The sequence below is a fragment of the Janthinobacterium sp. genome (assembly GCF_009923995.1).
Lineage (GTDB): Bacteria > Pseudomonadota > Gammaproteobacteria > Burkholderiales > Burkholderiaceae_D > Janthinobacterium.
This window is the reverse complement of record NZ_RFSK01000002.1, coordinates 25,898-38,589: the sequence shown is the minus strand read 5'-3', so window position 1 is coordinate 38,589 and position 12,692 is coordinate 25,898. Positions and strand designations below refer to the sequence as shown.

Here is a 12,692-nt window from a genome sequence, read left to right as displayed (position 1 = left end):
TTTTTAATTTGAATCCCTTATTATATGGGAATACGCACCATCAACCCGATTCCACAGGCCGCTTAATGTCATTCTCCTCCAATTCCTCCACCGCGCCGGTCACCGCCGACGCTCGCCTGACCCTGTTGAAAGCCTGGTTGACCTCGCTTAACCTCGTCGCACCCGATTCCGCCCGCCCCGCTTCCAGCGATGCCAGCTTCCGTCGCTATTATCGTCTTGACATCTTGCCTGACAATACTACATTGCCAGGCACTACACTGATCGCCATGGATGCGCCGCCCGAGCGCGAAAACGTGCCCGCCTTCGTCAAGGTGGCCGGCCTGCTGAAAGCGGCCGGCGTGTCCGTGCCCGAAATCATCGCGCAAGACCTGGACAACGGCTTCCTGCTGCTCTCCGACCTGGGCACGACCACCTACCTGGACGCCCTGAACCACGACAATGCCAGCGTGCTGTACGCCGAAGCGCTGGAATCGTTGATGAAAATCCAGCTGGCCAGCCAACCGGACGTGCTGCCCGAATTCGACCGCGCCTTCATCCTGCGCGAAATGAATCTGTTCCCGGAATGGTTCATCGGCAAGCACCTGGGCGCCACCTTGACGGATGTACAACAAACCCAGCTGGACAAGGTCTTCGAAGCCATCACGGCAAATATCTTGTCGCAACAGCAAGTGTTCATGCACCGCGACTACCATTCGCGCAATTTGATGCACATCAACGATGGTTCGCTGCCCAACCCCGGCATCCTCGACTTCCAGGATGCCGTCTTCGGTCCCGTCACCTACGACATCGCCTCGCTGCTGCGCGACGCGTATATCCAGTGGGACGAGGAACTGGTGCTCGACTGGGTCATCCGCTACTGGCAGCGCGCCAAGCAGCTGGGCTTGCCGGTGAATCCCGACATCGACGCCTTCTACCGCGATTTCGAATTCACGGCCCTGCAGCGCCACCTGAAAATCCTCGGCCTGTTCGCGCGCCTGAACTACCGCGACGGCAAGGACTTGTACATGGGCGACCTGCCGACCGTGCTCGACTACGTGCGCAAGACGGCCAACCGCTACACGGAACTCAAGCCGCTCGTGCGTTTGCTCGATGCCCTGGAAAACAAGACGCCGCAAGTCGGCTACACATTCTAGACATTTTCCCGCTGCGCGGCCTGTCCGCGCAGCCGACTTACCGATACTGAAAACGACTACCCATGAAAGCCATGATCTTCGCCGCAGGCCGCGGTGAACGGATGCGTCCGCTCACCGATACCTGTCCCAAACCGCTGCTGAAAGTGCGCGGCCGCCCGCTGATCGTCTGGCACGTGCTGAACCTGGTGCGCGCCGGCATCACGGACATCATCATCAACCATTCGCACCTGGGCCACCTGATCGAGGAAACCCTGGGCGACGGCAGCGCCTACGGCGCGCGCATCGCGTATTCGCCGGAAAGCACGCCGCTGGAAACGGCGGGCGGCATCGCCCAGGCGCGCCACCTGCTGGGCGAGGAACCGTTCCTGGCCATTTCCGGCGATATCTATTGTCCCTACTTTGACTTCAAGCAAGTACTCGACGTGCTGGCCGACAAGGACGTGCTGGGCACGCCGTATCCGGCCGACCAGCGCGACATCGCCTGGACCTACCTCGTGCCCAACCCGGATTTCCATCCCAAGGGCGACTTCGGCCTGACCTTGTTCTCGATCAATAACACGGACGAGACGAAATGGACCTTCGCCAATATCGGCGTGTACCGTCCTGAAATGTTCGACGGCATCGCGCCGGGCAGCCACGCCAGACTGGGCGATTTGCTGCGCCAGTACGCGGACCAGGGCCGCATCGGCGGCGAAGTCTACCCTGGCGAATGGACCAATGTCGGCACGCCGCAGCAGCTCGACGCCCTCAACGGCATCGCGGCCAAGGCCGGCGCGGCATGATGGCCAACTACGCGGCCCGGCGCGCGGCGCTGCTGGCGCAGATGCTGCCGGGCAGCGTGGCCATCCTCGCCACGGCACCCGAAGTGCCGCGCAACAGCGATTGCGACTACCCCTACCGCCACGACAGCTATTTCTATTACCTGAGCGGTTTTACGGAACCCGACAGCGCCGTGGCCCTCGTGGCCGCCAGCGCCACGGCGCCCGCGCGCGCCATCCTGTTTTGCCGCGCCAAGAACTCGGAACGGGAAATCTGGGACGGCTTCCGCCACGGCCCCGAGGCGGCGCGCATCACCTTCGGGTTTGACAGCGCCTTCCCCATCGAGGAACTCGACGTGGAAATGACGCGCCTGCTGGCCGACTCCCCCGCCATCTACTATGCGCTGGGCGGCAGCCTCGATGCGCAGGTGAAGCTCTGGCGGCACAATGTGCGGCAAAAGGCCCGCAGCGGCGTCACGGCGCCCGCCATCGCGCATGACATCAGCGGCATGCTCGACGCCATGCGCCTGCTGAAGGATACGCAGGAACAGCAGCTGATGCGCCGCGCCGCCGCCATCTCCAGCGCGGCCCACGTGCGCGCCATGCGCGCCACGCGGCCCGGCCTGCACGAATACGCGCTGGAAGCGGAACTGCTGTACGAGTTCCGCCGCAGCGGCGCGCAGTTTCCCGCCTACTCGTCCATCGTGGCCGGCGGCGGCAACGCCTGCATCCTGCACTACAGCGCCAACGACGCCGTCCTGCAGGACGGCCAGCTGGTGCTCATCGACGCGGGCTGCGAACTCGATGGCTATGCCTCGGACATCACGCGCACCTGGCCTGTCAACGGCCGTTTCAGCGCGCCGCAGCGGGACCTGTATGAACTGGTGCTGGCGGCGCAGCAGGCGGCGCTGGACATGGTGCGTCCCGGCCTGCCCCACAGCGCCATCCACGAGGCGGCCGTGCAGGTGCTGGCGCAGGGCATGCTGGACCTGGGCCTGCTGGACCGCCAGAAAAGCGGCAGCGTGCAGGACGTCATCGCCGACAAGAGCTATGCGCCGTTCTACATGCACGGCACCAGCCACTGGCTCGGCATGGACGTGCACGACGTGGGCGCCTACCGCGACACCACCGCGCCCGGCAAGCCTTGGCGTCCGCTTGAAGCGGGCATGGTGCTGACGGTGGAGCCGGGCATCTACGTGCGCCCCGGCGCCGGCGTGCCGGAGCAGTTCTGGCATACGGGCATCCGCATCGAGGACGACGTGCTGGTCACGCCGCAAGGCCATGAAGTCTTCAGCACGGCGCCAAAAAGCGTGGCTGAAATCGAACAATTGATGTCACAGGATTAAGCCCGCCGCATGCATACACCGTCCACTTTCGACCTCGCCATCTGCGGCGCCGGCCCCGTCGGCATGGCGCTGGCCGCCCTGCTGGTGCAGCGGGGCAGCCGCGCCGCCGGCATCGCCCTGCTCGACGCCAAATCCATCGAGCAGGCCAGGCGCGATCCGCGCACCATCGCGCTGTCCTACGGCAGCCGCCAGATCCTCGAGGAAGCGGGCGCCTGGCCCGTCGAGGCGACGCCGATCCACGCCATCCACGTCTCGCGCCGCGGCCGTTTCGGCCGCAGCCTGATGGACCGCAGCGAACACGGCGTCGACGCCCTGGGCTACGTGGCCCGCTACGGCGCCGTCGTCAGCGTGCTGGCCGACGCATGCGCGCGCCTGGGCGTGGCCACGGTGCGCCCGGCGCTGGTGACGGCCAGCGCGGAAGACGCCGATGGCGTCAGCGTGACGATCGAGCAGGATGGCGTCTCGTCAACCCTGCGCGCCGGCCTGCTGGTGCAGGCCGAGGGCGGCCTGTTCGGCCAGCAGCAGGAACGCGCCGTCAGCCGCGACTATGGCCAGAGCGCCATCATCGCCCATGTGCGCGTGAGCAGCCCCATCGCCCACCGCGCCTATGAGCGCTTCACGGACGAGGGGCCGCTGGCCCTGCTGCCGCAGGACGACGGCTACGCGCTGGTGTGGTGCGTGCCGCCCACGCGCGCGGAACAGTTGCTGGCGCTGGACGACGCGGCCTTCCTGGCGCGCCTGGACGCCGCTTTCGGCAGCCGCCTAGGGCGCTTCACCCACACGACGCCGCGCCTGGCGTATCCGCTGGGCCTGAACGCGCAGGCAGGCGGCACGGCGCGCACGGTCGCCATCGGCAATGCGGCGCAGACGCTGCATCCGGTGGCGGGACAAGGCCTGAACCTGGGCCTGCGCGACGCCGCCGTGCTGGCCCGCGTGCTGGCGCAGGACAGCAGCCCGGCGGGACTGGCGCGCTATACCGGCCTGCGTCAGGCAGACCGGGGGCTGACCGTGCGCGTGACCGACACCATGGCGCGCATCTTCACGGGCAGCGCGCCCACGCAAGGCTTGCTGGGCCTGTCCCTGGGCTTGCTCGACGTCGTCAACCCGGCGCGCAAGGGCCTGGCGGAACTGATGATGTACGGCCGCCGCTGAGGACACGTCAGGGACGGGGGCGCGGGCGAAAAAGAAACAGGCGGGTCATCCGGCATGGAATAAACGGCCCGCGGATGCGACAATGGGCCTCACCTGGATTTTGGCGACCGTTCCATGACAGATGCATTGCCCGCTGCACTACCCGAAGTTCTCTTTTCCCGCCTGCTGGAAGACGCCCTCGACGCCGTCATCATCATCGACGAGCAGTGCCGCATCCGCTACATCAATGGCGCCATGCAGGCACTGTCAGGCTACGCCAGCGGCGAATTGCTGGGCGAGACGCTGAACGGCCTGCTGCCCGACGCCGTCGCTGCCCAGCACGACAACCACGTCATCAACTACATCCGCAGTTCGCGCCAGTCCAGCGTGCTGGGGAAAATCCGCGAATTCGCCATCCGCCACCGCAACGCGCAGATGATCCCCATCGAGATGAAGGCGCTGGACCTGGGCGTGGTCGACGGCATGCGCTATTTCGGCGCCTTCCTGCTCGACGTGCGCGAGCGGCGCGAACTGGCGGCGAAGAACGCCAGCCTGCTGGCGCAGCTGGAACAGCAGGCCCTGTACGATGCCCTGACGTCGCTGCCGAACCGGCGCGCCTATGAAGCCCAGGCCGAGCAGGCGATGGCGCGCGCCGCGCGCAGCGGCGCGGCGCTGACGGTGGGCGTGGCCGACCTCGATCATTTCAAGAAAATCAACGACCGCTATGGCCATGCCGTGGGCGACGCCGTGCTGCGCACGGTGGCGCAGGTGCTGCGCGACACGGGCCGCGTCACGGACGTGGCGGCGCGCATGGGCGGCGAGGAATTCGGCCTGCTGTTCCCCGACGCGACCCTGAAACAGGCCTACAAGGTGGCCGAGCGCATCCGCGCGGCAGTGGCGGCCGCCGTCACCGTGCTGCCCGACGGCACGCCGCTGCACGTCACCATCAGCATCGGCCTGGCGCCCCTCGTCAAGGGCGCCACGCTGGACGCGGCCATGTCGGAAGCGGACAAGGCCCTGTATGCAGCCAAGCACCAGGGCCGCAACAAGGTGGTGGCGGCAGCATGAACAAAACGGCCCGCACAAGGCGGGCCGTCTCCAGTTGGCTAAGGCATTGCCTTACTCGACGGCCTTGAGCATATCCTCGATCACCTTCTTCGCGTCGCCAAACACCATCATCGTGTTCGGCTGGTAGAACAGCTCATTGTCCAGGCCCGCGTAGCCGGAGGCCATCGAGCGCTTGTTGACGATGATGCTCTTGGCTTTGTACGCTTCCAGGATCGGCATGCCGGCGATCGGCGATTTCGGGTCCTTCGCGGCAGGGTTGACGACGTCGTTCGCGCCCAGCACCAGCACCACGTCCGTCTGGCCGAATTCGCCGTTGATGTCTTCCATCTCGAAGACCTGGTCGTACGGCACTTCCGCTTCGGCCAGCAGCACGTTCATGTGGCCCGGCATGCGCCCGGCCACGGGGTGGATCGCGTACTTGACGGTAACGCCCTTGTGCGTGAGCTTTTCCACCAGTTCCTTGAGCGAGTGCTGCGCGCGCGCCACGGCCAGGCCGTAGCCGGGCACGATGATGACGGTTTCCGCATTGCCCATGATGAAGGCGGCATCGTCGGCCGACCCCGATTTCACGGGACGCTGCTCCTGCGCGCCCGCCGCGCCCGCGGCCGGCGCATCGCCGCCGAAGCCGCCCAGGATGACGTTGAAGAAGGAGCGGTTCATGGCCTTGCACATGATGTAGGACAGGATGGCGCCGGACGAGCCCACGAGGGAGCCGGCGATGATCAGCATCGAGTTATTCAGCGAAAAGCCGATGCCGGCCGCCGCCCAGCCCGAGTAACTGTTGAGCATGGAGACCACCACCGGCATGTCGGCGCCGCCGATGGGGATGATGATCAGCACGCCCAGCGCGAAGGCGATGAGGGCCATGATGATGAACGGCGTCCACGCGGGCTGCACGCCATCGGCGAAGCAGAACGCCAGGCCCAGGCCCACCATCACCAGCGCCAGCACGAGGTTGAGCAGATGCTGGCCCTTGAAGCTGACGGGCGCGCCCTGGAACAGGCGGAACTTGTACTTGCCCGACAGCTTGCCGAAGGCGATCACCGACCCGGAAAACGTGATGGCGCCGACAAAGGTGCCGATGAACAGCTCGAAGCGGTTGCCGATGGGCAGCGCCTGGCCATGCTCGGCGATGTTGAAGGCCCACGGCTCCGACACGGCCGCCACGGCGATGCACACGGCCGCCAGGCCGATCAGCGAGTGCATGGCGGCCACCAGTTCCGGCATCTTCGTCATTTCCACGGTCTTCGCCAGGTAGGCGCCGATGGCGCCGCCCGTGACGATGCCGATGATGACGAGGCTCAAGCCCATGCCGCCCGTCTGCTGTTCCTTCAGTTTCAGGATCAGCGCCACGGTGGTGACGGCGGCAATGGCCATGCCGCTCATGCCGAAGGCATTGCCGCGGCGCGCCGTCGAGGGCGACGACAGGCCTTTCAGGGCCTGGATGAAGCATACGGAGGCTATCAGGTACATCATCGTCACCAGGTTCATGGTGACGAAACTCATGGCATGACTCATTCTTTCGCTCCTTGCTTGGCCTTCGGTTCTTTTTTACGGAACATCTCGAGCATGCGCTGCGTGACGAGGAAGCCGCCGAACACGTTGACGGCGGCCAGGGCCACGGCCAGGGTGCCGGCGGCCTGCGCCAGCGGGCCATCCGTCAGGCCGGCCGCCAGCATGGCGCCGACGATGATGATGGCGGAAATGGCATTCGTGACGGCCATCAGCGGCGTGTGCAGCGCCGGCGTGACGGTCCAGACGACGTGGTAGCCGACATAGATGGCCAGCACGAAGATGATCAGGTTGGTGATGGTGTGACTGATTTCCATGATGTTGTGCTCTCCGGCGCTACATTATTGACGTAAGATCGCGCTGTCCGCGCAGACCAGGCTGGCCTTGATGATTTCATCTTCGCGGTCGATCAGCAGTTGGTCGTCCTTGTCGATGATGAGCTTTAAGAAGTCCAGCACGTTGCGCGCATACAGGGCCGACGCGTCGGCCGCCACCAGGGTCGCCAGGTTCGGCTCGCCCACGATGTAGACGCCGTGCTTCACCACCGTCTTGCCCAGCTCGGACAGGGGGCAGTTGCCGCCCTGCTCCACGGCAAGGTCGACGATGACGGAGCCGGGCTTCATGGCTTTCACCGTTTCCTCGGAAATCAGCACGGGCGCGGCGCGGCCGGGAATCAGGGCGGTGGTGATGATGATGTCGGCCAGTTTGGCCCGTTCATGCACCAGTTCCGCCTGGCGGCGCATCCAGTCGGCCGGCATGGCCCGCGCATAGCCGCCCGAGCCCTTGGCGATCTCCTTTTCCTCGTCGGTGAGGAAAGGCACGTCGAGGAACTTGGCGCCCAGGGACTCCACCTGCTCCTTGACGGGCGGGCGCACGTCGGACGCCTCGATGACGGCGCCCAGGCGCTTGGCCGTGGCGATCGCCTGCAGTCCGGCCACGCCGACGCCCATGATCAGCACGCGGGCCGCCTTCACGGTGCCGGCCGCCGTCATCAGCATGGGCATGAAGCGCTGGTAGGTATTGGCCGCCACCAGCACGGCCTTGTAGCCGGCGATGTTCGCCTGCGACGACAGCACGTCCATCGACTGCGCGCGCGTGATGCGCGGCACGGCTTCCAGGGCGAAGGCGGACAGCCCGGCGCCAGCCATGGCGGCGATATTCTCCCCGTCGAACGGGTTCAGCATGCCGATCAATACCGTGCCGCTGGCCATCAGGGCCCGTTCCTGCGCATCGGGCGCGCGCACCTTCAGCACGATGGCGCAGCCGTAGGCTTCGGCGGCCGTGCCGATCTGGGCGCCGGCGGCGGCATACGCGTCGTCGGGGATCGACGCCTGCACGCCCGCCCCCGCCTGCACGATGACCTGATGCTTGGCTGCCAGTTTCTTGACTGTCTCGGGCGTCGCTGCCACCCGGGTCTCACCGGGCCGCGATTCGGCCGGTATGCCTATCCTCATGATGCCTCCGCTAATTGATAAACTGACTAGAATCTAACACGGAAAGCAGCGCGTTAAACGTTTGTGAACCAGCAACTTTTAGTTGTACGACACTAATTTCTTTGTAATACCATTCCCCGTTCCGCCATGCGGTATCGCGATCATATTGTGGGAAAGGTGTGTCAATTTCACCACACAGCAGGAAACGTGCGCGCTTGTTTTGACCACGGGGAAAGCCTATATTAGCGGGCGCTTCCTGCCATCTTGCCGCCGCAGCCCCCATGCTAGTGCGCGCCCCGGGAAAGACGTAAGTACCTCCCACCGCTATTTGCTAAAACGTTGTCATTTATCAATATGTCCGCGCAACAGAACGCCGCGTTCAAACCGCGCGCGCAGAACAAGATAAAATGTCGGCTCTTTCAAGGATGGAATCATGCCGCGAATCTGGAAACCCTCTGTCACCGTTGCTGCCATCGTCGAACGCGATGGCCTGTTTTTACTGATTGAAGAAGAGACCAGCGAAGGCATCAAGATCAATCAACCGGCCGGCCATCTCGACCCGTTCGAGTCGCTGGAACAGGCGGTGATCCGCGAAACGCTGGAAGAAGCGGCCTACGATTTCATTCCCACGGCACTGGTGGGCATGTACATGTCGCGCTACCAGTCGCTGCGCACGGGCGAGGACGTGACCTATCTGCGCTTCACCTTTTGCGGCACGGCCGGCGCCGAGCATGACCGCCCGCTGGACGAAGGCATCCTGCGCACCCTGTGGATGACGCGCGACGAGCTGGCGGCGTGCCAGGAACGCCACCGCAGCCCCCTGGTGCTGCAGTGCGTGGACGAATACCTGGCCGGCCGGCGCGCGCCGCTGGCCCTGCTGCACACGCATGCGTCCGTTTTTAACAGCGCATAGCAACACGCATTGCCATATTATTAAAGTAACTGGAAAGCAAGATGAGCAAGAAGAAAGTCGTTATCGGCATGTCGGGCGGGGTCGATTCCTCGGTCGCGGCATGGATGCTGAAGGAACAGGGCTATGAAGTCATCGGCCTGTTCATGAAAAACTGGGAAGACGACGACGACTCGGAATACTGCTCCACGCGCCAGGACTGGATCGACGCGGCCAGCGTGGCCGACGTCATCGGCGTCGACATCGAAGCCGTCAATTTCGCCTCCGAATACAAGGACCGCGTCTTCGCCGATTTCCTGCGCGAATACCAGGCCGGCCGCACGCCCAACCCGGACGTGCTGTGCAACGCCGAAATCAAGTTCAAGGCCTTCCTCGACCACGCCATGACCCTGGGCGCCGACCTGATCGCCACGGGCCACTATGCGCGCGTGCGCCAGGCGCCGACGGATGCGGGCCGCTTCGAGCTGCTCAAAGCCGTCGACGCCAGCAAGGACCAAAGCTACTTCCTGCACCGCTTGAACCAGGCGCAGCTGTCCAAGACCCTGTTCCCGCTCGGTGAAATTCCGAAGACGCAAGTGCGCCAGATCGCCGAAAAGCTGGCCCTGCCGAACGCGCAGAAAAAGGATTCGACGGGCATCTGCTTCATCGGCGAGCGTCCGTTCCGCGAATTCCTGAACCGTTACCTGTCCTACAAGCCGGGCCCCATGAAGACGGCCGACGGCAAGACCGTGGGCGAGCACGTGGGACTGAGTTTCTATACCCTGGGCCAGCGCAAGGGCATCGGCATCGGCGGCGTGAAGTCCTACCAGAACGCGGACGGCAGCAGCGATGCCTGGTACGTGGCGCGCAAGGATATCGCCAACAACACCCTGTACGTGGTGCAGGGCCACGACCATCCGTGGCTGCTGTCGCAATCCTTGACGGCCGACCAGGCCAGCTGGATCGCGGGCGTGGCGCCGCAGGCGGGCGCCCTGAGCGCCAAGACGCGCTACCGCCAGGCCGACGTGGCCTGCCAGCTGCTGCCGGACGGGAATGAACACTTCAGCCTGGCGTTCGACCAGGCGCAATGGGCCGTCACGCCGGGCCAGTCGGCCGTGCTGTACGACGGCGACGTCTGCCTGGGCGGCGGCATCATCGCCAGCGCCACAGGCCTGAGCGGCGTCTAGGAGTTGCCCTGCGCGGCAGCGGCCAGGGCCTGCTGCTTGCGCACCATAGCGATGACCGTGTTGCGCACGGTTTTCAGCACCGTGTCGGCCATGAAGGGTTTCACGATGAAGCCCGAGACGCCCATGGCGTGCGCCGCCTGCAGCGAGGCGGCGTCGATACCGCCCGAGATCATGAAGATCAACGTCTTCGGATACTGCTCGCGGATGGTTTGCACCACGTTCGTGCCATCTTCCACCTGCTCGCGCGCGATACACACGAAATGCGGCCGGTGCTTGACCAGCAGCGCCAGCCCCAGCGCGCTAGTATGCGTCTGGCCGCAGACATCGTAGCCGCCATCGGTCAGGACCGTGTTCAGCAGGCCGCGCGCCACGGCGCTGCTATCGATCAGGACTGCCTTTAACATCATGATTTACTTCCCTTGCTTGATTGTTCTTGTCTTGCGCCAGGTGTCACTTCTCCCAGACCAGCTTGTTCCAGGTGACGCCCAGGGTCACGTCGGTCTTGAGCTCCACCAACTTTCTTGAAAGATACAGTATTTCCCGCTCTTTTCGCAGGCTTTCCCCCAGCGCGCCGGGCAAAATACCCGCGCCAGCCATCACGGCGTCGATATTGCCGTAGGCGCGCAACAGTTTTGCCCCCGTCTTCAGGCCGATCTTCGACACGCCGGGGATGCTGTCCGTGACGTCGCCCATCAGCGCCAGCAAGTCGGGCAGCAGTTCCGGCGGCACGCCGAACTTTTTCTCGACCCAGGCATGGTCGTGCCAGACGCCCTTGAAATGGTCCCAGACGAGCGCGCCATGGGCGATCAGGCCGTGCAGATCCTTGTCGGTGGTGGCGATGACGGCCGCGCCGCGCCCCTCGTGCAGCCAGCGCATGACGGCCGTGCCGATCACGTCGTCCGCTTCCACCTCGGGTATGCTCACCACATGCATGCCGATGCTGGCCAGGGTGGCGTAAAAGCCGGGCAAGGCGTCGCGCAGCACCTGCGGCATGGGCTGGCGCCCCTCGCGGTAGCCCGCATACAGGGCATGGCGCCAGGTGGGGCCGCCAAAGTCGAAGGCGGGCAGGATGTGCGTCGGCTCGTGGTCGTTGATGAGCGTGCGGAACGACGACAGCGCGTGGCGCAGCGCGATCTCCGCCTTCAGGTCGGAATCGGGTTCAGGACTGGCTTCGTAGACGCGGCGTACGATATTCAAGCCGTCGATAGCGAGGAGTCTGGCCATGCGGTGTGTGGATGCTGGTTGAATCGGGCATTTTACCGTATGGGGCAAGCACTATTCCCAGCGAATTCCGCTTGGCAGGTTTTACGCGGCGCAACAACGCCTAACAAAACCGTAGCGAGCGGAAGTGAATTGTGGCTAAGAACCGCACCCGTACTCTGTACGGGGGCGCCGAGCCGGTGAGCATCGCAGGCCGCAAGTCACGACGCGCAGTAGGTTTGGTCAGGCGTTCTCACTTGGCGAAATCGTAGGGCCCGCCCCGTTCCAACGCCCGCTGGTAGGCCGGGCGCGCGTGGATGCGCTGCAGGAAGGCCGTCAGCTTCGGCAGGCGCGCGTCGAGGCCGCCGCGCGAGGCGGCCGCTTCCAGCGGAAAGCTCATCTGGATGTCGGCCGCCGTGAACTCGTTGCCGGCAAACCATTTGGTTTGTTCCAGTTCCGCTTCCATATAGGCCAGCTGGCTGTTGATATTCGGCATGATGAAGCTGCTTTTCACCTTGCCGGCGATGCCGCGCGCGATCGGCTTCACGAAGAACGGCATCGGCGACGATTCGACCTTGTCAAACACCAGTTTCAGCAGCAATGGCGGCATGGCCGAGCCTTCCGCGAAGTGCAGCCAGTAGGTCCAGCGCAATTTTTCCGGCGTACCCGCCGCCGGCACCAGGCGGCCGTTGCCGTAGCGCTCGACCAGGTAGTCGATGATGGCGCCCGATTCCGCGATCGTATTGGCGCCGTCCGTGATCACGGGCGACTTGCCCAGCGGGTGCACGGCCTTCAGCGAGGCGGGCGCCAGCATGGTTTTCGGGTCGCGCTGGTAGCGCTTGACCTCGTATTCCAGGCCCAGCTCCTCGAGCAGCCAGAGCACGCGCTGCGAGCGCGAATTGTTCAGATGGTGGACGACGATCATGGCGGTTCCCGTTTAGCAATGGTTGAGTTCCAGTATAGCCGGGGCGGCGCGATTGCGGCGGCACACGTGGAAGCGTGAAAAAATTGCGAAAAACAATAGTTTCAATTGAT

Annotated in this window: 13 protein-coding genes; 7 read left to right on the top strand and 6 right to left on the bottom strand. The window is 64.6% G+C overall.

Annotated features, from left to right (window positions below):
• The first annotated feature begins 65 nt into the window (after positions 1 to 65).
• The 5 genes from EBS11_RS01260 to EBS11_RS01240 all read left to right on the top strand — a co-directional run bounded on the left by EBS11_RS01260 (position 66) and on the right by EBS11_RS01240 (position 5,436).
• On the top strand, positions 66 to 1,133 hold the full coding sequence (locus EBS11_RS01260) for a phosphotransferase (RefSeq protein WP_290599885.1): 1,068 nt from the start codon (positions 66 to 68) through the stop codon (positions 1,131 to 1,133).
• Positions 1,134 to 1,195: 62 nt separating this feature from the next.
• Entirely contained in the window at positions 1,196 to 1,915 is a 720-nt protein-coding gene (murU, locus tag EBS11_RS01255) for an N-acetylmuramate alpha-1-phosphate uridylyltransferase MurU (protein WP_290599884.1), read from the top strand.
• Complete coding sequence (locus EBS11_RS01250; protein WP_290600107.1) at positions 1,915 to 3,237, top strand: aminopeptidase P N-terminal domain-containing protein; 1,323 nt, start codon at positions 1,915 to 1,917, stop codon at positions 3,235 to 3,237. Before murU ends, EBS11_RS01250 begins: the two co-directional genes overlap by 1 nt.
• Before the next feature lie 9 nt (positions 3,238 to 3,246).
• A complete protein-coding gene (locus EBS11_RS01245) occupies positions 3,247 to 4,389 on the top strand; it encodes a UbiH/UbiF/VisC/COQ6 family ubiquinone biosynthesis hydroxylase (protein WP_290599883.1) in 1,143 nt (380 codons plus the stop codon).
• Positions 4,390 to 4,503: 114 nt separating this feature from the next.
• Positions 4,504 to 5,436 carry a sensor domain-containing diguanylate cyclase gene (locus EBS11_RS01240; protein ID WP_290599882.1) on the top strand — a complete coding sequence of 311 codons (933 nt, stop codon included), beginning with the start codon at positions 4,504 to 4,506 and terminating at the stop codon, positions 5,434 to 5,436.
• A gap of 51 nt (positions 5,437 to 5,487) precedes the next feature.
• Here the strand turns inward: EBS11_RS01240 and EBS11_RS01235 are convergent, their stop codons facing one another.
• The 3 genes from EBS11_RS01235 to EBS11_RS01225 are packed head-to-tail and all read right to left on the bottom strand — an operon-like array spanning position 5,488 to position 8,402.
• A complete protein-coding gene (locus tag EBS11_RS01235) occupies positions 5,488 to 6,942 on the bottom strand; it encodes an NAD(P)(+) transhydrogenase (Re/Si-specific) subunit beta (protein WP_290600105.1) in 1,455 nt (484 codons plus the stop codon).
• A gap of 8 nt (positions 6,943 to 6,950) precedes the next feature.
• The gene (locus EBS11_RS01230; RefSeq protein WP_071321726.1) at positions 6,951 to 7,265 is read right to left on the bottom strand and encodes an NAD(P) transhydrogenase subunit alpha; all 315 of its coding nucleotides are present in this window, start codon (positions 7,263 to 7,265) and stop codon (positions 6,951 to 6,953) included.
• A gap of 24 nt (positions 7,266 to 7,289) precedes the next feature.
• The gene (locus EBS11_RS01225) at positions 7,290 to 8,402 is read right to left on the bottom strand and encodes a Re/Si-specific NAD(P)(+) transhydrogenase subunit alpha (RefSeq protein ID WP_290599878.1); all 1,113 of its coding nucleotides are present in this window, start codon (positions 8,400 to 8,402) and stop codon (positions 7,290 to 7,292) included.
• A gap of 412 nt (positions 8,403 to 8,814) precedes the next feature.
• On the opposite strand from EBS11_RS01225, the gene EBS11_RS01220 reads away from it, so the two are divergent.
• Both EBS11_RS01220 and mnmA read left to right on the top strand, forming a co-directional pair.
• A complete protein-coding gene (locus tag EBS11_RS01220; protein WP_131373314.1) occupies positions 8,815 to 9,294 on the top strand; it encodes an NUDIX hydrolase in 480 nt (159 codons plus the stop codon).
• 41 nt (positions 9,295 to 9,335) lie between these two features.
• Positions 9,336 to 10,457 carry a tRNA 2-thiouridine(34) synthase MnmA gene (gene mnmA, locus EBS11_RS01215; protein ID WP_290599876.1) on the top strand — a complete coding sequence of 374 codons (1,122 nt, stop codon included), beginning with the start codon at positions 9,336 to 9,338 and terminating at the stop codon, positions 10,455 to 10,457.
• On the opposite strand, the gene EBS11_RS01210 is transcribed toward mnmA, so the two are convergent.
• From EBS11_RS01210 to EBS11_RS01200, 3 genes are all read right to left on the bottom strand, one after another.
• Entirely contained in the window at positions 10,454 to 10,861 is a 408-nt protein-coding gene (locus tag EBS11_RS01210; protein WP_092803097.1) for a response regulator, read from the bottom strand. The genes mnmA and EBS11_RS01210 overlap by 4 nt on opposite strands.
• A 46-nt stretch (positions 10,862 to 10,907) precedes the next feature.
• Entirely contained in the window at positions 10,908 to 11,681 is a 774-nt protein-coding gene (locus EBS11_RS01205) for a 5'-3' exonuclease H3TH domain-containing protein (RefSeq protein WP_290599875.1), read from the bottom strand.
• 229 nt (positions 11,682 to 11,910) lie between these two features.
• Entirely contained in the window at positions 11,911 to 12,582 is a 672-nt protein-coding gene (locus EBS11_RS01200; RefSeq protein WP_290599874.1) for a glutathione S-transferase, read from the bottom strand.
• Positions 12,583 to 12,692 lie beyond the last annotated feature (110 nt).